The 18,177-nt window shown below is 63.1% G+C and carries 17 protein-coding genes; 7 read left to right on the top strand and 10 right to left on the bottom strand.

Annotation, left to right across the window (positions count from 1 at the left end; genetic code table 11):
* The first annotated feature begins 51 nt into the window (after window positions 1-51).
* Window positions 52-2,004 (top strand): AsmA family protein, encoded by a 1,953-nt coding sequence (locus tag VWY75_RS12835; protein ID WP_416539118.1) that lies wholly within the window; start codon window positions 52-54, stop codon window positions 2,002-2,004.
* Between the two features lie 95 nt (window positions 2,005-2,099).
* Here the strand turns inward: VWY75_RS12835 and VWY75_RS12830 are convergent, their stop codons facing one another.
* From VWY75_RS12830 to VWY75_RS12815, 4 genes are read right to left on the bottom strand one after another with little or no spacing between them, the layout of a single operon-like run.
* The gene (locus VWY75_RS12830; RefSeq protein ID WP_416539117.1) at window positions 2,100-3,596 is read right to left on the bottom strand and encodes a phosphomannomutase/phosphoglucomutase; all 1,497 of its coding nucleotides are present in this window, start codon (window positions 3,594-3,596) and stop codon (window positions 2,100-2,102) included.
* Between the two features lie 21 nt (window positions 3,597-3,617).
* Entirely contained in the window at window positions 3,618-4,451 is an 834-nt protein-coding gene (kdsA, locus tag VWY75_RS12825; RefSeq protein ID WP_340546184.1) for a 3-deoxy-8-phosphooctulonate synthase, read from the bottom strand.
* Between the two features lie 4 nt (window positions 4,452-4,455).
* Entirely contained in the window at window positions 4,456-6,147 is a 1,692-nt protein-coding gene (locus VWY75_RS12820) for a capsule biosynthesis protein (protein WP_416539116.1), read from the bottom strand.
* Window positions 6,122-6,784: an ABC transporter ATP-binding protein gene (locus VWY75_RS12815; protein ID WP_340546182.1), complete on the bottom strand. Its 663-nt coding sequence runs from the start codon at window positions 6,782-6,784 to the stop codon at window positions 6,122-6,124. The genes VWY75_RS12820 and VWY75_RS12815 overlap by 26 nt, the downstream gene beginning before the upstream one ends.
* A 286-nt stretch (window positions 6,785-7,070) precedes the next feature.
* On the opposite strand from VWY75_RS12815, the gene VWY75_RS12810 reads away from it, so the two are divergent.
* Both VWY75_RS12810 and VWY75_RS12805 read left to right on the top strand, forming a co-directional pair.
* Window positions 7,071-7,664: a uracil-DNA glycosylase family protein gene (locus VWY75_RS12810; protein ID WP_416539115.1), complete on the top strand. Its 594-nt coding sequence runs from the start codon at window positions 7,071-7,073 to the stop codon at window positions 7,662-7,664.
* A complete protein-coding gene (locus tag VWY75_RS12805; RefSeq protein WP_416535024.1) occupies window positions 7,661-8,458 on the top strand; it encodes an SseB family protein in 798 nt (265 codons plus the stop codon). Before VWY75_RS12810 ends, VWY75_RS12805 begins: the two co-directional genes overlap by 4 nt.
* A 106-nt stretch (window positions 8,459-8,564) precedes the next feature.
* Here VWY75_RS12805 and yghU read toward each other — a convergent pair whose 3' ends face one another.
* Entirely contained in the window at window positions 8,565-9,446 is an 882-nt protein-coding gene (yghU, locus tag VWY75_RS12800; protein ID WP_340546179.1) for a glutathione-dependent disulfide-bond oxidoreductase, read from the bottom strand.
* Window positions 9,447-9,794: 348 nt separating this feature from the next.
* Here yghU and VWY75_RS12795 point away from each other — a divergent pair, with 348 nt between their 5' ends.
* Entirely contained in the window at window positions 9,795-10,313 is a 519-nt protein-coding gene (locus VWY75_RS12795) for a YHS domain-containing (seleno)protein (protein ID WP_416539114.1), read from the top strand.
* A gap of 154 nt (window positions 10,314-10,467) precedes the next feature.
* Here VWY75_RS12795 and VWY75_RS12790 read toward each other — a convergent pair whose 3' ends face one another.
* Window positions 10,468-11,076 carry a GcrA family cell cycle regulator gene (locus VWY75_RS12790; RefSeq protein WP_340546177.1) on the bottom strand — a complete coding sequence of 203 codons (609 nt, stop codon included), beginning with the start codon at window positions 11,074-11,076 and terminating at the stop codon, window positions 10,468-10,470.
* A gap of 293 nt (window positions 11,077-11,369) precedes the next feature.
* Here VWY75_RS12790 and VWY75_RS12785 point away from each other — a divergent pair, with 293 nt between their 5' ends.
* Window positions 11,370-12,230, top strand: coding sequence for an ABC transporter permease (locus tag VWY75_RS12785; protein WP_416535027.1), 861 nt, complete (start codon window positions 11,370-11,372; stop codon window positions 12,228-12,230).
* Here the strand turns inward: VWY75_RS12785 and VWY75_RS12780 are convergent.
* A complete protein-coding gene (locus VWY75_RS12780; RefSeq protein WP_416539113.1) occupies window positions 12,212-13,144 on the bottom strand; it encodes a DMT family transporter in 933 nt (310 codons plus the stop codon). The two genes, VWY75_RS12785 and VWY75_RS12780, sit on opposite strands and share 19 nt — an antisense overlap.
* Before the next feature lie 50 nt (window positions 13,145-13,194).
* Window positions 13,195-13,332 (bottom strand): hypothetical protein, encoded by a 138-nt coding sequence (locus VWY75_RS12775; RefSeq protein ID WP_416539112.1) that lies wholly within the window; start codon window positions 13,330-13,332, stop codon window positions 13,195-13,197.
* A gap of 302 nt (window positions 13,333-13,634) precedes the next feature.
* Between VWY75_RS12775 and VWY75_RS12770 the strand changes: the two genes are divergently transcribed.
* Window positions 13,635-14,819 (top strand): aspartate aminotransferase family protein, encoded by a 1,185-nt coding sequence (locus VWY75_RS12770; RefSeq protein ID WP_416539111.1) that lies wholly within the window; start codon window positions 13,635-13,637, stop codon window positions 14,817-14,819.
* Between the two features lie 109 nt (window positions 14,820-14,928).
* Complete coding sequence (gene argF, locus VWY75_RS12765) at window positions 14,929-15,855, top strand: ornithine carbamoyltransferase (protein WP_340546171.1); 927 nt, start codon at window positions 14,929-14,931, stop codon at window positions 15,853-15,855.
* Between the two features lie 130 nt (window positions 15,856-15,985).
* Here the strand turns inward: argF and VWY75_RS12760 are convergent, their stop codons facing one another.
* Window positions 15,986-17,467: an inorganic phosphate transporter gene (locus tag VWY75_RS12760; protein WP_340546170.1), complete on the bottom strand. Its 1,482-nt coding sequence runs from the start codon at window positions 17,465-17,467 to the stop codon at window positions 15,986-15,988.
* Window positions 17,468-17,557: 90 nt separating this feature from the next.
* The gene (locus VWY75_RS12755) at window positions 17,558-18,016 is read right to left on the bottom strand and encodes an NUDIX hydrolase (RefSeq protein WP_340546169.1); all 459 of its coding nucleotides are present in this window, start codon (window positions 18,014-18,016) and stop codon (window positions 17,558-17,560) included.
* Between the last annotated feature and the right edge of the window lie 161 nt (window positions 18,017-18,177).

The raw sequence follows: 18,177 nt of genomic DNA, 5'->3' as shown, positions 1-18,177 counted from the left end.
CTGCGCAAAACCCCGTGGGGAATACGGGGGCAAGGCAAGAGGAGTGGGGTGATGAGGCTGATAATCCGGGTCATTGCGGCGCTGGTGGTGGCGCTGGTGCTGCTGCTGGCTGGGTTGTTATTGCTGCCGGGGGAGAAGCTGGCCCAGCTGGCGGCAACCCAGATCGAAAAGCAGACCGGTCGCACGGTCACCTTTGGCGGGCGCGTGGGCTATACGCTCTGGCCGACGCTGGGAGTGAAGGCAGACCGTGTGGCGCTGTCAAACGCGCCATGGGCCGGGCCTGAGCCGATGCTGACGGCGGAACGGCTGACCATTGGGGTTGCGGCGGCGGATCTCCTGCGCGGTCAGGTCAGGATCACCGAATTGTCGGCTGTCCTGCCGCAGCTGAACCTCAGCACCCGCGCGGATGGCACCGGCAACTGGGTGCTTGAGCCACTCGCATCCGGTGCGGTGGAGACCCCGGCGGCCCCCTCCGGCACGATGGAAAGCCTGCCGATCAGCATCGAGGCGCTGACCCTCACCGGTGCCAGCCTGCGCTACGCCCCCCATGGCGAAACCCCGATTGAGATGAAACAGGTCGACCTGGCGCTGCAATGGCCTGATCCCACGGGCACCGTGATTGCCGATGTGACGCTGCGCCCGGCTGGGGCGCCGGTGCAGATCGCCGCCGAAATCGGCACGTTCGAGGCCTTCCTCGCGGGTCAGGTGGCCTCGGTCGGGGCGTCGCTTAGCGCTGACGATACGGAGCTGCGCTTTGACGGGCGGGCGGATATCAATGGCGCCGCCACCGGGCGGGTGACCGGCAAGAGCACCGATCTGGCGCGCAGCCTTGCGGTGCTTGGTGCGGCAGAGGGGATCGAGACCCCGGCGGTGGACAGCTGGCTCATCGGGTCTGATCTCACCTATACCCCCGACGGGCGGCTGGCGCTGCGGGATCTGACGCTGGAGGCGGATGCCAACAGGCTGCGCGGAGCTGCCGACGTGGTGCTGGGCGATGTGCCGATGGTGACGGCGCGGCTCAGCGGGGATCAGCTGGATCTGTCGGCGCTGCTGCCCTCGGGAGAGGCCGATCTGCCGGCCGCCGCCGCTGCGGGCAATGGTGACGATCCGGTCAGCGATGGCTGGTCGCGCACGCCGATGGACTTCAGCTGGCTCGCCGCGCTCAATGCCGCGATTTCGCTGGAGGTGCAGGGGGTGGAGACCGGATCTGTCCGCCTCGGGCCCAGCTCGCTGGACCTGACCCTTGACCGGTCGCGTGCGGTTCTGAAATTCCAGCCCGCCACGGTCTTTGACGGTCAGTTGCAGGGGCAGCTGGTGGTCAACAACCGCAACGGGCTGTCGGTCGGCGGTAAGCTGGGCTTTCAGGATATCCGGCTGGAACAGGCGCTGGGGCAGACCATGGGCTATGACCGCCTCAATGGTGAGGCGCTGGGCGAGCTGGAATATCTGGGGGTCGGCAATTCGGTGGCAGAGATCATGTCCTCGCTCAGCGGCAAAGGTTGGCTGGAGGTCGGCAAGGGGTTCTTTACCGGCTTCGATCTGGAAGAACTGATGCGCAGCGGCAGCGGCAATGGCGGCAGCACCCTCTTTGACCGGCTGACCGCCAGCTATACGATCGAGGGCGGCAATCTGCTCAATCAGGATCTGCTGTTGAGCCTGCGCGGGTTGCGCGCCGAAGGAGAAGGCCGCATCGGGCTGGGGGCTCAGGATCTGGACTACCTGTTCACCCCGAGCCTGCAACGCGGCGACGGCAGCACCCGTCTGTCGATCCCCGTTGCGATCACCGGTCCCTGGAGCGATCCCAAGATTCGGCCGGATCTGAAACGCGCGCTGGAGCCGGAAATCGACGCGGTGGAACAACAGGCCAAGGATCGCCTGCGCCAAAAGCTGGCCGAAGAGCTGGATACAGAGATCGCGCCGGAGCAGGACATCAATGAGGCCATCCGCGACCGGATCGAGAAAGAGGCCAAGGATCAGCTGTTGCGGCTTCTGGGCGGCGATTGATCCAGCCGCCAGATTCGAGTGGCCAGATCCCACAGTGCCGACAAAATAAAAACGCCCGCCAATGGCGGGCGTTTTTATCTCAGCTGGCGGAATGATCAAAAGGTCTGATCGTAGTCCCCGACCAGCGGTTCGGTGCGGATGACCGCGTCAATCTCGGCAAAGATCTGGCGCAACTCGGCCTCGCTCTCGCTGCTTTCGCAGACCACAACGAGGTTCGGCGTATTGGAGGATGCCCGCACCAGCCCCCAGGAGCCGTTATCCAGGATCACACGCGCACCGTTCACGGTGACGACTTCCTTGATGGGGCGGTCTGCCAGCGTCTCGCCCGCCTCGGCCTTGGCGACCAGTTTATCCACCAGCCGCTCCAGCACGGTATATTTCTCGGTATCGGCACAATAGGGCGACATGGTCGGCGTCGCCCAGGTCTTGGGCAGTGCTTTCCTCAGATCCGACATGCTCTTGTCGGGGTTGCGATCCATCAGCTTGCAGATCTCGACCGCGACCCGCATGCCGCAGTCATAGCCCCGGCCCACAGGTTCGGCGAGGAAGTAGTGGCCGGATTTTTCGAACCCTGCCAGCGCGCCGATCTCCTTCACCCGTCGTTTCATGTGGCTGTGACCGGTTTTCCAGTAGTCCGCCGTCACGCCATTGGCCTTCAGCTCGGGGTCGGAGGCAAACAGCCCGGTGGATTTCACATCCGCCACAAAGGTCGCATTCGGGTAAATCTTGCTCAGATCACGCGCCATGATGACGCCGACCTTATCGGCAAAGATCTCCTCGCCCTCATCATCCACCACGCCGCAGCGATCGCCGTCGCCATCAAAGCCAAGCGCCATGTCAGCGCCCGAGGCTTTTACGCTGGCGGACATATCGTGCAGCATTTCCATCGCTTCAGGATTGGGATTGTAGTTCGGAAAGCTGTAATCCAGCCTGTTGTGGCTATCGACCACCTCAACGCCCATGCGCTCAAACAGCTCCGGCGCAAAGGCCGAGGCGGTGCCGTTGCCGGTGGCGCAGACCACCTTCAGCGGGCGAGACATTTTGAAATCCCCGACCAGATCGTCCAGATAGGCCTCTTTTACGCCATCCACAAACTGATAGGAGCCGCCGGGACGGGCCACGCCCTCACCATTCAGGACGATATCGCGCAGCTCACCCATTTCGTCCGGGCCGTGGGTCAGCGGGCGTTCAAAGCCCATCTTGACCCCGGTCCAGCCGTTGGGGTTGTGGCTGGCGGTGACCATGGCCACGGCAGGCACATCCAGATGGAACTGGGCAAAATACGCCATCGGCGACAGCGCCGGGCCGATATCGCGCACCTCGATGCCAGCCTGCATCAGGCCGATGATCAGCGCCTGTTTGATGGCGACGGAATAGTCGCGATAGTCATTGGCCACGGCGATCACCGGCGGGATGCCGCGCTTGTGCATCTGCGTGCCCAGTCCCAGCCCCAGCGCAGTCATGCCGGGCAGGTTGATTTCCTCGGGGTATTTCCAGCGCGCGTCATATTCGCGAAAACCGGTGGGCGTGATCATCGGATCGCGCAGAAAGCTCCAGGTGTTTGGGCGCACCTCGGGGATGGGTTTGGTCATGTCACTCGGCTCTCTTGTCAATCAGATGCGGATGGGATCGGCCTTGGCCAGGGCATCAAAACGCATCAGCGTCTCGATCAGCTTCGGCATCTGGTCGAGGTAGATCATGTTGGGCCCATCGCTGGGCGCGTTATCCGGGTCTTCGTGGGTTTCGATGAACACCGCCGCAATGCCAAGCGATACTGCCGCCCGCGCCATCAGCGGCGCAAATTCGCGCTGCCCACCGGTGGAGCCGCCCTTGCCGCCGGGCTGCTGCACGGAATGTGTTGCATCCATCACCACCGGGTAGCCGCCCTGCGCCATCTGCGGCAGCGAGCGCATGTCAGCCACCAGCGTGTTATAGCCAAAGGAGGTGCCGCGCTCGGTCAGAAGGATGTTCTCATTGCCGGTGCTTTCCACCTTGGCGACGACATTGGCCATATCCCAGGGCGCCAGAAACTGGCCCTTCTTGATGTTCACGGCCTTGCCGGTCCTGCCTGCGGCCAGCAGCATGTCGGTCTGGCGACACAGAAACGCCGGGATTTGCAGGATATCCACGGCCTCAGCCGCCACCGCGCATTGCGCCTCGGTGTGGACATCGGTCAGCACCGGCACATCAAATTCGCGGGCGATTGTCTGAAGCACCTTCAGCCCCTCATCGACGCCCAGCCCGCGTTTGCCGGAGAGCGAGGTCCGGTTGGCCTTGTCGTAGGACGCCTTGAACACATATTGCGCGCCGTATCTGGCGCAGGCCTCTTTCATCTGGCCCGCGATCATGCGGGCATGATCGAGGCTTTCCAGCTGGCAGGGTCCTGCAATCAGGGTCAGCGGGCGGTCATTACCGATGCTGAGATCGGCGACGGAAATATTTTTCATGGCGTTATGACGAAACCTGTTCTCGGAGGATGGACGCAGTAAGCGAGCACATCAGGTAGATACCGGAAAAGATCAGGAATGCCAAAATCGTATTTTCAAATCGGCGGGGATAGGTCGCTTCCTCGCTGGGCACGGGTTCTACCGCCGTGGTGAGATAGCGCACCTGGCGGTTTGCCTCCATGCGGGTCTGTTCAACCTGTTGCAGCGCCGATTGCAGCATCAGATCGCGGGTCGCCAGATCAGCCTGCGCCATCTGGATCTGCACCGTCAGGCTGGCAAGCGAGTTTTCGCCGGCCGAGGCGTCAATCATGCGATCGTTTAGCCGCTGGATCAGGCTGTTCAGCCGCGCGATATCGGCGCGCGCGCCATCCACCTTGGCCTGATTTGGGCGGGTATTGTCCAGCAGGGCCGCCAGCTCCAGCTCCTTTTCCTGGCGCTGAAGTTCAAAGGTGCTGATCTGCGAACGCAGCGACATGATCACGCCTTCGGGGTCCAGCACGGTGCCGCGCTGTTGCAGCCGCACCAGTGTTTCCTGGGCATTGCGGCGTTTTTCTTCGGCCATCTCCAGCGCGGTTTCGGCATCCCCCACCTGATCGGAGCGTTTTTGCACCGACAGCTGGTTCACCTTTTCCTGCGCATAGCTGATCAGCTTGCGCGAAAACTCCGCCGAGATCTGCGGATCGGCTGCGGTGACTTCCATGCGGACCACACCTTCGGTCGGGTCGTAACCGATCTTCACGTGGCGCGAATAGGTCTTATAGGCTTCCTCATTGGTGGGGTTGTCGTTCAGCCGTTGGATCGGATCGATCCACTCTTGGGTGAAATGCGACTTGAATCCGATCTCGCGGTCCAGCCGCAGCATCGCCTCCTTCGATTGCAGATAGCTCTGGACCGCGATCGAATCCTGGCTGGTGGCAAACTGGGTGCCGCTGAGCAACCCGCCAAGACCGCCACCACTGCCTGCGCTGTCAGCCTTGAGCACGAGGAACTCGGATTTCGCGGCATACATCGGCGTTGCGACGCTATAGAAATAATATCCCGCAAGAAGCGTGGGCAGCATGACGAAAAACGCAAGACGCGCGCCCAGCAGAAGCAACCGGCGGCGACGGCGGCGCGCAATATCGCGCTGAATTTGCTTGATTTCCCGGTTGCGCCGCTCCGCAGGGCTCAGCTCTTGGGCGGGCAGGGATATCTTGCCGACGGGAACTGTCTGCGGCAGTTGCACGCCGCCCGGGGCAGGCGGGCTGCCCGTCGGCTGGGCCTTGTTGGGCTGGACCACAAGCTCCAGCATATTGGCGCGCTGGAACGGATCGATGCCCTTTAGTCGCAGCTGGCGGACCGCGTCGAAATCAGAGGTGGCGGCCAGGTTGTTCTTCTGGGCGATGCGGCGCGCCAGTCGCAATTGACGGCCGGTCAGCCCTTCCTTGCGGATGTCATCCAGATTGGTGGACGGCTTGCCGGGCTTCGCGTTGCCGGATTGCGCGGCGGCAGGTTCCTTGATGATGACAGGCTCATCTGCGGCTGTCGGTTTGACCGTAGCGCTATCCGCTGCAGCACTCGCCGCACTCGCAGACAGGGCGCCAGCGCCAGCCTGAGCGGCACCCGGTGGTGGCACGGGGCGCGCGGCGGCAGGCTGCGCTGCCGTGGTGCCGCTCCGGCGGACGCGGAATTTACTCGCCTTGGGTTTGGTAGTCATAGAGCTGTTTCGCTTCTTCCAAGGTTTCAAACATATGCAACTGGCCATCAACCAGAACAGCCGCAGAGCGGACGAATTTCTCCAGCGTCTTGGGCTGGTGCGACACCATGATGATGGTGGTGGTTTCCAGCCGCTCCTGCAGGATGGCGCCGGCCTTCTTGTTGAACTCCACATCCGTGGTGCTGGGCATCCCCTCGTCGATGAGGAAGATATCAAAATCCAGCGCCAGCATCAGTGCAAAACTGAACCGCGCCCGCATCCCGGAGGAATAGGTGCCGACCGGTTGGTCGAAATACTCCCCCAGACCGCAGAGCCAGCGGCAGTAGGCCTCAACATAATCGGGATCCAGCCCATAGAGATTGGCGATATAGCGGGCATTGGCCATCGCCGAGAGGCGGTTGATAACGCCCCCCATGAAGCCGAGGGGGAAGGAAATCCGGCAGCCCCGGCGGATATCGCCCTCGTCGGGTTTTTCCAGCCCCGCCATCATATTGATCAATGTGGTCTTGCCGGTGCCATTCGGCGCCAGCACCCCCATGGATTTACCAAGTTCAACGCGAAAGGACACCCGGTCAAGGATCACCTTGCGCTGGGTGCCGGTCCAGAAGGACTTGCTCACGTTTTCAAACTCAAGCATCGCGGGTTCCGGTGCTGCTCTCGGCCCCGTTCGGGGTCTCTGATCCTCATCATGCGCCAGGCGGATCCCGGCGGCCTTATGACTGCACTAACAGATTTGTGTTAACGACATAGGCTGCTATTTGGACCATATTATGTCCAATTGTTACGGGTTTTGGCAACGCTCCCTTAACCAAGTGGCGGGGCTTTGATCGGAAGATGGCGGTCGATGCCGGATGACAGAGGCCCTGGGCACCGGTTACGCGGGGTGAAAAACGGGGCCTGAGGCGTGGATGGCAGGGTCGGATATGACGACAATTGATCAGCTGCGACAGGAGATTCGCGCCTGCCGCCTTTGTGCTGCGCGTTTTGCCGCCACCAGCACCAGACACAGCCCGCGTCCTGTCGCCTGGTTCGACAGCGCCGCCCGCATCCTGATCGCAGGTCAGGCGCCCGGCGCGCGGGTCCATGACAGCGGCCGCCCCTTCACCGATCCTTCCGGGGATCGCCTGCGTGAGTGGCTGGGTCTGAGTGAGGCGCAATTTTACGACCAGGCGCTGGTGGCCATTGTGCCCATGGCCTTTTGTTTTCCGGGTTATTCGCCGAAGAAAGCCGACCTGCCGCCGCCTGCCATCTGTCGCAATACCTGGCACGACCGGGTGATGACCAACCTGCCCAATATCGGCCTGCGTGTGCTGGTCGGGGCCTATGCCCACAGCTATCACCTGGGTGGCAAACAGCCGGTTCAGGCGCGGGTGGAGAGCTGGCGGGACCACGCGCCGCAGGACTTCCCCTTGCCACATCCGTCCTGGCGCAATACCGCATGGCTGAAACGCAATCCCTGGTTCGAGACCGATCTGCTGCCGGTCCTGCGCGCCCGGGTTCAGGAGCTGATAACATGACCGAAGCCACCCCTCTGGACACCAGCCATGCCGCGATGCTGGCCGCGCCGCAGGATGACGCGGCCCGCCTGCGGTTCTACGAAAGGCTGGCTGATAGCGAGCTGTTCCTGATGCTGGCCCGCGAGGCAGAGGGCGACAGTATCGCGCCCGAGCTATTCGAGACGGAGGAGGGCACCTTTGCGCTGGTTTTTGACCGTGAGGACCGGCTCGCGGAATTCGCCGGTCGCATCGTGCCCTATGCCGCGCTGTCGGGGCGGGTTGTGGTGCAGATGCTGGCAGGGCAGGGCGCAGGCGCAAACATCGGCCTTGGCGTTAACCTGGATGTGGCACCTTCGGCAATCCTGATCCCGGCCGAGGCGGTGGCCTGGCTGCATGAGACGCTCGGCCAGATGCCTGCCGAGGTTGACGCCGAAATCGAGGCGATCACCGCCCCCGGAGGCCTGCCGGAAGTGCTGATCACCGCGCTGGACACCAAACTGGCCACCGCCGTTGGGCTGGCTCAGGCCGCCTATCTGGTCGGGCTGAACTATCGCGGCGGCGGGCAGGGGCATCTGCTGGGCTTTGTCGATGCCAGGGATGCCGCGCAGCCCGCGCTGGCCAAGGCGGTCGGAGAGGCGCTGACCTTCTCCGGGGTTGAGGCGGGTGCGCTGGATGTGGGTTTCTTTGCCAGCAGCGATGCGATGGCGGCGCGGCTGGCGCAGGTGGGACTGCGGTTCGATCTGCCGCAACCGGCAGAACCGAAACTGCCCTCTGCCCCCGGACGGGATCCTGAAAATCCGCCCCGGCTCAGCTAGGGCGGCAGGTCTGCGGGTCTCAAACAGAAACATCGCGGCCCGGTTAGGCGCCGCGATGTCCAGTGTCTTCTGCAATGGTGGTAGGCGGGGCCGTCCCCGCCCGCGGTCAGCTGTCGGCTTCTGCCGGTTCCAGTTTGTCCTGCGTCTTGGTGTCGAAATCCGACGCATCATGGCGTTCGCGCAGCTGGGTGTGCAGCTCGCCAAAGGCACGGTTCACCATGCGGCCACGGGACACGGCCGGACGCGCATCGATCTCCTTGGCCCAGCGGAGCACATGGGTATAGCTTTCCACATCCAGGAATTCCGCTGCCTCATAAAGCCGCCCGAGCACCAGCTGACCATACCAGGCCCAGATCGCCATATCGGCGATGGTGTAATCCTCACCGGCGATGAAACGGGTCTCGGCCAGCTGGCGGTCCAGCACATCCAGCTGACGCTTGGCCTCCATCGAGAAGCGATTGATCGGGTATTCGTATTTTTCCGGTGCATAGGCGTAGAAATGGCCAAAGCCGCCGCCGAGATACGGCGCGCTGCCCATCTGCCAGAACAGCCAGTTCATCACCTCGGCGCGCGCGGCCCCGGACTTTGGCAGGAAGGCATCGAATTTTTCCGCCAGATGCACCAGGATCGAGCCGGATTCAAACACCCGCACCGGCGTGTCGCCGCTGCGATCCATCAGCGCCGGGATCTTTGAATTGGGGTTCACCTCGACAAAGCCGGACCCGAACTGGTCGCCTTCGCCGATATTGATCAGCCAGGCGTCATATTCAGCCCCCTTGTGACCTGCGGCCAGCAGCTCCTCCAGCATCACCGTGACCTTCACCCCATTGGGCGTGGCCAGTGAATAAAGCTGATAGGGGTGTTTCCCGACCGGCAGCTCCTTGTCGTGGGTGGCACCGGCGATCGGGCGGTTGATCGAGGCAAAGCGGCCACCGCTCTCCTGGTCCCAGGTCCAGACTTTCGGTGGGGTATAGGTTGTGTCACTCATCTGTTGGCCTTGTTATGAAAGGGTTTTTGAATGGATCAGGTGATGGTGGCGCAGCGTCCTCCAGGAGGGGGGCCGCGCCGTATCCTGCAACAGATAATCAGGTCGCGCAAAATTCCAATGACTGGAAGGTCTGCGGCATACACTTTTTCTTGACCGGGGAGGGCTGCGGCCTGCCGGTTGTAACAAATCCCCGCGTCAGATCACGGCGGCTCCGCACTGGACACAGGGACGTGAGCCCCCCTTCGCATCGCCTGCGATCTCTGGCTAGTGTCTGAACAGCCCGGCCCGGATGGTCGGCGTTCCGCTTCTGTCGGGTCCGATGGCCCGCGCCTTTGAAAAGGATAGTCTATGAAACGCATTCTCTTTGCCGCCCTGGCCGCTGCCTCTTTTGGTCTGCCTGCCTTTGCCGGGGATCAATATGTCGACAACACCGGCTTTGCCGTTTCGGGCTACGATGTGGTGGCCTATCGTGATCTGGCGCAGAACCCTGTCGGCAACGCCCAGCCCGCAGCGGTGCCCGGCAATGCCGCCTTCACTGTTGAGCATAACGGCGCCACCTTCGCCTTCGCCAGCGCCGAGAACCGCGATAAATTTGCTGCCAACCCCGAGTATTACGCGCCGCAATATGATGGCCACTGTGCCTATGGCGTTTCCAAGGGCGGCAAGGTTCCGGGCAACCCGAACCTCTGGCGCATCGTGGATGACAAACTCTATCTCAACATCACCAAGAACGTCGTCGGCTTCTGGGAAGCGGATATTCCCGGCAACATCAACCTCGCCGAGGGCAACTGGCCCGAAATCGAACCCGCCGATGCCTCCAAGAGCGTGATCCCCAACTTCACATCCTCGGCGCCGGAGAAAGGCTGATCTTATCTGATCTGATCGCCCGCCTGCGGGCGCGGGGGGGGAGGGGCCTCGAACCGCTTCCCCCCAGCATGAAAACAGCGCCCCGGAGACATCCGGGGCGCTGTTTTACATCACACGACCTGCCGCTCAGACCCAAGGCCAGCTGGCAGGTGGTTCAGCGTTTGCGGTCGCGGCGCGCGCTCATCGGCTGGAAGGCCACGCCAACATGCGCTTCGCAATAGGGTTTGCCCTGCTGGACCGGCAGGCCACAGAACCAGAAATCTTCGGTCGCGGGGTCACCTACGGGCCATTTGCAGGTCCGCTCGGTCAGCTCCATCAGCGACAGCTTCTTGGCCTTCTTCTCGATCTCATTGACCTTGGCCAGCGCTTCTGGGCTGATCTCATTGGCCGAGGGCTGCGGCGGCAGTGGCTGTCCGGCCGGGATGATCTGACGGCGCGCAGGCGTCGCGCTCCGGGCGTCGCCGGTGGCCGCAGGCTCGGGCGTTACCGGGCGGGCCGGTTCGGTCTTGGGCTGCGGCTTGGGCTTGGCCGGAGCCGCAGCGGCGGCGGCTGGCGCTGGCTTTGGCGCGGCGGCGGGCTTTTCCTTGGGCTCGGCTGCCGGTTTGGCCGTACCGCTGTTGCGGTTGGACAGTCCCAGGCGATGCACCTTGCCAATCACGGCGTTGCGGGTCACGCCGCCGAGTTCCTTGGCGATCTGGCTTGCAGATTGCCCTTCGCCCCACATTTTCTTGAGCAGTTCGACGCGCTCGTCTGTCCAGGACATCTGTTGCCTTTCCAAGCTAAAAGCGGCCCCAGGAACCTGCGGCCGCCATCGAATTCCGTAACAAGCCCCTATTCTAATCACTGCGCCCCGAGTTACAAGAGCGTCTTGCGCTTGTCAGGGGTCTGCCGGGCCATCTGCGGCGACAAGCCTATCCATCAGGCTCGACGATCAGCCCCGGCAAAGGGCGCAGCACGGGTTGACGCGCGCCTGCGACCGGTTACGAAGGCCGTGACCACCCCCGAGGTCGCCGGACCGGTGGGGGATTGGCCCGCACAGAGTGAAAGAGGTCGGACATGGCACAGGATACACCGCAGACCCCGGCAGGGGCCGCAGCACAGGCAGAGTCACCTGTCTCACCGGGTATCGCCCTCGGAGAACGCCGGTTCGGGCGGGTGAACTGGCTTGGCCTGCGCACCCTGGCACGGCGCGAGATCACCCGGTTTCTCGTGGTCTGGTCCCAGACCCTGCTGGCGCCAATGGTCACTGCCGCGCTGTTCCTGATGATCTTCAACATTGCCATCGGGCCGGGGCGGGGCGATGTGATGGGCGTGCCCTTCATCGTATTTCTGGCCCCCGGCATCATGATGATGACGGTGATCCAAAACGCCTTTGCCAATACCTCCTCCTCCATCGTGATCACCAAGGTGCAGGGCAATATCGTCGACACGCTGATGCCGCCGCTTTCCGGGGTTGAAATCCTGCTGGGCTATCTGGCCGGCGCGGTCGCGCGGGGCGTTCTGGTGGCCCTCGGCATCGGCACCGGCCTCATGCTGGTGCTTGGCGTGGTGCCGGAACACCCTTTGGTGGCGCTGCTCTTTGTGGTGCTGGGCGCGGTATTCCTCGGTGGGCTTGGCATTGTTGCCGGGGTCTTCGCCGAGAAGTTCGACCAGATGGCAGCGATCACCAATTTCATCGTGACGCCGCTCGCCTTTCTCTCCGGCACGTTCTACTCGGTGCAGTCGCTGCCACCAGTGCTGCGGCTGCTGTCGCATCTCAATCCGGTGTTCTACCTGATCGACGGCGTGCGATTCGGCGTGATCGGCACCTCCGACAGTTCGCCGGTGCTCGGGCTTGTGGTCTGCAGCCTCGCAAGCCTCGCCATCGGCACATTGGCCTGGCTGATGCTGCGCAGCGGTTACCGGCTGAAATCCTGATCCGCCTGCGCGCCCGGATCCACGTGCAGGGTCGGGGGGCGCTGTCTTCCCTCGCGCCAGGCCAGTAGCGCCGCGCCCGCCAGAATGATCACCGCCCCCAGCACGGTGACCGCATCCGGGACCACCGCGAACACCGCAAGATCATAGAGTGTGGCAAAGATCAGCGTCGCATAGCTGAAAGGCGCCACAAATGACGCATCCGCCCGCGCGATCCCGTTGATGAAACAGCCCTGAGCGCAGGCCATCATACAGCCGAGCGCTGCCATCAGCGCCCATTGCTCTGCCGAGGGAGGCTGCCAGACCGCGACCACCGCGCTACAGGCAATCACCGTGCCCAGAAGATTGTTGACCCACAGGATCTGCAACGGCCGCTCGCGCCCGGCCAGCCGCTTGATAAAGATCAGCTCCAGCCCCATCACCGCAGCCGCCGCCAGCGCCAGCAGGCTGGCGGGCTGAAAACTCGCCGGGGTCGGGCGCAACAGGATCATCGCGCCCACTAGCGCAATCGCCGCCGCCGCCCATCGCCAGGGACCAACCCGCTCTCCCAGCAGCGGAATCGCCAGCAGCATCGCAAAGACAGGGTTCAAAAAGGTGATCGCGGTGGCATCCGCCAGCGGGATATAGGCCACCGAGGCAAACATCAGCGTCACCCCCATCCAGCCAAAGCTGGTGCGCCCGAGATGCAGCCCCCAATGCGGGCGGGTGAACCGGGGTCGCCGCAGCGCGACCACGGTCGTGATCGCCAGAAACGCAAAGGCAAAGCGCCCGAAACTGATCTGAAGCGGATGCAGCGGCACGCCCGATGCCTCGGTCCCCAAAGCCTTTGCGATCAGGGTGGTGCCTGCGATGAAAACTGTGGCCACCAGGATGAAGACGGCGGCAAGAGCGGGATTGGGCGATATGGTCCGGTGCATGGGCCAGCGATGCGCCAGCGGTGCCGCCTTGGCAAGCCAAAACGGGTTGCTCAGCGTCGAAACGGTGCCGCCTCTAGCGCATCGCGGGCCTGGCGCAGGCTGGTCAGGAACCGCTCTGCCCGCTGGATACGGGCCTCGACCTCGGCATGGGTCGGCTGGACCGCTGGCGGCGCGCATAACACCGGCAAAGCGGCCGGCCCCGAGCAAGAGCGCCGACTGTGGCACCCCGGGGTGCCGCTTTGTCGCATATGGCTTCACAAATGGTCTTTTCTTTTGTCAAAACCTCCGTTATGGACGCGGTCATGATCACCGCTGCACATATCTCCCTGCTGCGACGCCGACGCCAAAGCGCGTAACCGGCCCCGATCCCGCGTGCCTGATCAAAGCTCATCGGCATGCCTCAAGACCTCAAGAATCACGCCCAAAATCGTTGACCCTGCGGCCCGGCTGCGTCACTGCTTGGCCCATCATGCCCAAAAGGAAGATCCAGATGATCCCCTCCGTTCTGCCAACCTATAATCGCGCGCCGCTCAGCTTTGTGAAGGGCGAGGGCGCCTGGCTGATCGAGGCTGACGGGCGACGTTTTCTGGACCTCGCCGCCGGCATCGCGGTCAATGCGCTGGGCCACGCCCATCCGGCTCTGGTCAAGGCGCTGACGGAACAGGCCGAAAACCTCTGGCATGTCTCTAACCTCTACCACATCCCGCAGCAGCAGGCGCTGGCCGACCGGCTGGTGGAGCACAGCTTTGCCGACACCGTGTTCTTCACCAACTCCGGCACCGAGGCCTGCGAACTCGCCGTGAAAATGGCGCGCAAGTATTTCTATGAAAACGATCAGCCCGAGCGGGTGGAGATCATCACCTTCTCCGGTGCCTTCCATGGCCGCTCCGCCGCAGGCATCTCAGCCGCGGGCTCTGAAAAAATGACCAAGGGCTTCGGCCCGATGCTGCCCGGCTTTGTCCATCTTACCTTCGGCGATCTCGATGCGGTCACCGATGCCATCAGCGACAAGACCGCCGCGATCCTGATCGAACCGGTGCAGGGCGAGGGCGGCATCCGCCCGGTGCCGGATGCAGAGCTGAAGGCGCTGCGTCAGATCTGTGACGATCACGGCCTGCTGCTGATCCTCGACGAGGTGCAATGCGGTGTGGGTCGTACCGGCAAGCTGTTTGCCCATGAATGGGCGGGCATCACCCCCGACATCATGATGGTGGCCAAGGGCATCGGCGGCGGTTTCCCGCTGGGTGCAGTGCTCGCCACGGAGGAGGCTGCGAGCGGCATGACCGCAGGCACCCATGGCTCCACCTATGGCGGCAACCCGCTGGGCTGTGCGGTGGGCTGCGCGGTAATGGATCACGTCTCCGACCCTGCCTTTCTGGCCGAGGTCAACCGCAAGGCAGGCCTCCTGCGTCAGAAACTCGAAGGGCTGGTGGCCGCCCATCCCGAGGTCTTCGAGGAGGTGCGCGGCACCGGCCTGATGCTGGGGCTGAAATGCGTGGCGGCCAATATCGACGTGGTCAATGCCGGCTATGCGGCCGAGGTGGTCACGGTTCCGGCCGCCGACAATGTGATCCGCCTGCTGCCGCCGCTGACCCTCACCGATGAGGACATTGGAGAGGCCTTCGCCCGTCTCGATCAGGCCGCCACCTCGCTGACCGCCAGCGCCGAGGCCTAGCCGTCATCTTTCCCGAAATACTCCGGGGGTGCGGGGGCTGGCCCCCGCCTTGACCGGCCCAGGGATGCGGTGCCGCCGCCTCCAAAGACAACCGAAAGCGATATCCGACATGAACCACTTTCTCGACATTCACAAAACCGATGCCGCCGATCTGCGCGGGATCATCGACCAGGCCCGGATCACCAAGGATGCCCGCCAGGGCCGTCCGAAGGCCGCCCTTGACGATGAACTGCCGCTGAAGGACCGGATGGTTGCGCTGATCTTCGAAAAACCCTCGACCCGGACCCGCGTCTCCTTTGATGTGGGCGTGCGGCAGATGGGCGGGCAGACCATGGTGCTGTCGGGCAGCGACATGCAGCTCGGCCACGGCGAAACCATCGCCGACACCGCCCGCGTGCTCAGCCGCTATGTCGATATGATCATGATCCGCACCTTTGATGAAACCGTGCTGACCGAAATGGCCGAATATGCCTCGGTGCCGGTGATCAACGGGCTGACCGACCGCACCCACCCCTGCCAGATCATGGCCGATGTGCTGACCTATGAGGAGCATCGCGGCCCCATCAAGGGCAAGAAAGTCGTCTGGTGCGGCGACGGCAACAATGTCTGCGCCTCCTTCCTGCATGCGGCCGCACAATTCGGCTTTGATTTCACCTTCACCGGTCCGGCCCAGCTCGACCCGGAGCCTGAGTTCATCGGCCTCGCCCGCAACGCAGGCTCGCAGGTCATCATCGAGCGCGACGCCCAGAAAGCGGTCGAGGGCGCCGATCTGGTGGTGGCCGACACCTGGGTCTCGATGCACGACAGCCAGTCGTCCAAGGAGCGCCGCCACAATATGCTGCGCAGCTATCAGGTGAACGATGCGCTGATGGCCCATGCCAAACCCGATGCGCTGTTCATGCACTGCCTGCCGGCCCACCGCGAAGAGGAGGTCACCTCCGCCGTGATGGATGGCCCGCAATCGGTGATCTTTGACGAGGCTGAAAACCGCCTGCACGCACAAAAGGCGATCATGCGCTATTGTCTCGGGGCCTGAACCACTCGCCTCAGCCTGCGAATAGGCCAACAAAAAACCGCCGCATCCGGCCAGGATGCGGCGGTTTTTCCATTTCAGGCCGAGGCTTCGGGCCGGGGCTTCGGGCCGCGACTTTGGCCCGAGGCCGGGATCACATGGTGATCGCGGTCAGCGCCAGGAACACGCAGCCCGACAGCAGTGCTGCGGCGGGCACGGTGATCACCCATGCGGCAGCAATGGTCATGAAATGGCTGCGGCGCACCAGTTTGCGGCGACGGCGCTCTTCCGGTGCAATCCGCTTGGTTTCGGGTTGGGTGGCGGAGCTGTTGCGCAGGCGGCGCTCCATATGCCATTCGCGGAAGAAACCGACGCCAAACACAGCCCCCACCGCAATATGGGTGGAGGAGACCGGCAGGCCCAGCCAGCTGGCCACGATCACGGTGATCGCGGCCGACAGCGATACGCAATAGGCGCGCATCGGATTGAGCTTGGTGATCTGGCTGCCGACCATGCGGATCAGCTTGGGACCAAAGAGGAACAGGCCAAAGGAGATGCCAAAGGCCCCGATCACCATGACCCAGGTCGGAATCGCCACTTTGGAGGCGATATCGCCAAATTCCGTTGTGTGCACGATCGCCGCCAGCGGCCCCACCGCATTGGCCACATCATTGGCACCATGAGCAAACGACAGAAGTGCAGCCGAGATCACCAGCGGGATCGAAAACAGCACCTTCAGCGATTTGTTGCGGTTCTCCATCCCCTCCGACTGGCGCTTGATCAGCGGTGCGGTGATCACATAGCTCATCGCGCCGACAGCGGCCCCGATCAGCAGCGCAATCTCCAGGTCGATCTTGATGATCTTCTTCAGCCCCTTCAGCGCCAGATAAGAGGCAAAGGCCCCCGCCATGATGCCCACCAGTACCGGAACCCAGCGCCGTGCAGCGGCGATCTTGTCGTCCTGATAGATGATCTTGGCCTTGATAAAGGCGAGGAACCCGGCCGCAATCAGCCCGCCCAGCACCGGTGAGATCACCCAGCTGGCAGCGATTTTGCTCATCGTGGGCCAGTTCACGGCGCCGAACCCGGCTGCTGCGATACCAGCGCCCATGACGCCGCCCACAACCGAATGTGTGGTCGAGACAGGCGCGCCGATCCATGTCGCAAGGTTCACCCAGAGCGCCGAGGAAATCAGCGCCGCCATCATGGCCCAGATGAACACATCGGCGCTGGCAACACTTGCCGGATCAATGATGCCCTTGGAGATGGTGGAGACCACATCACCGCCTGCCAGCAGCGCACCGGCGCTTTCGGCGAGGGCGGCAATCACGATGGCGCCGCCCATGGTCAGCGCGTTGGCGCCCACCGCCGGGCCCATGTTGTTGGCCACATCATTGGCGCCGATGTTCAGCGCCATATAGGCCCCGAAGGCCGCCGCCGCGATCACCACAAAGCTGGAGGGCGCCGAGCCGAGGAACACCGCCGCGCCAACGCCGGCCAGCGCGATAAAGACCAGCGCGATGCCGGGGGCCACCAGCGGGCGCGACACATAGGATGTCGCCAGTTCAAGTTGAGAAATCCGGTTAAGATCCCGGTCCAGTGTCTTCCACTGCGGTCGCTGCGGTGCGTCGCTCATTGTATCGATCCCGATTCAAAAGTTGCGCACGCGCCTAGCGTCCCCTCTGCAGTCATGCAAGGGGTTTGTCATATTTCCATCACGGAACTGTTACAATTGACGCAGTAATTCGCTCAATTCAGGCTCGGCCACCAGATCTGCAGCTGCGGCCGGCGACATCCATTTGCGGGTCCGCTCGGATTGTTCGGGGTAATCCTTGGCCAGCTCAATGACCTCTGCCGCATAGACCAGCGTGTGCACGGTTTCCTTCGTGCCATTGTCCTGCAATTTCACATATTCGTAGGTGCCGACCGGCTCACCCTCGATCCGGGCCTCACGCACACCGGCCTCTTCCCAGGCCTCCTGCAGCGCGGATTGCGGGCCGTTCTTGCCCTTGATCGGCCAGCCTTTGGGGACGATCCAGCGGCCGGTGCCCCGGCTGGTGATCATCAGCACTTCTCGGCCCTCGGCACCATCGCGATAGCACATGGCGGCGACTTGCAGCCGTTTGGGGCGGAAAAACATTGGCCGGAGGTACTCCTCCCAGGCACTGGACATCATATGCTTCATTGCTGCTCAGCTTTCTGCTGCCGGCGCTTGGATGCCCGGCACATTTTTGCTTTGCAACAATCTTGGCATGGTGGGGCCGGAATTCAAGAGGCCGAGATTGCGAAACGGCGGGTTTTTGCGCCAAAGAGGCGCAAAATTCCGTGAATTCGCGGGGAAATCAC

The sequence above is a fragment of the Phaeobacter sp. JH20_08 genome (assembly GCF_048056635.1).
GTDB lineage: Bacteria > Pseudomonadota > Alphaproteobacteria > Rhodobacterales > Rhodobacteraceae > Phaeobacter > Phaeobacter bryozoorum.
This window is presented reverse-complemented; position numbering and strand designations above follow the sequence as displayed.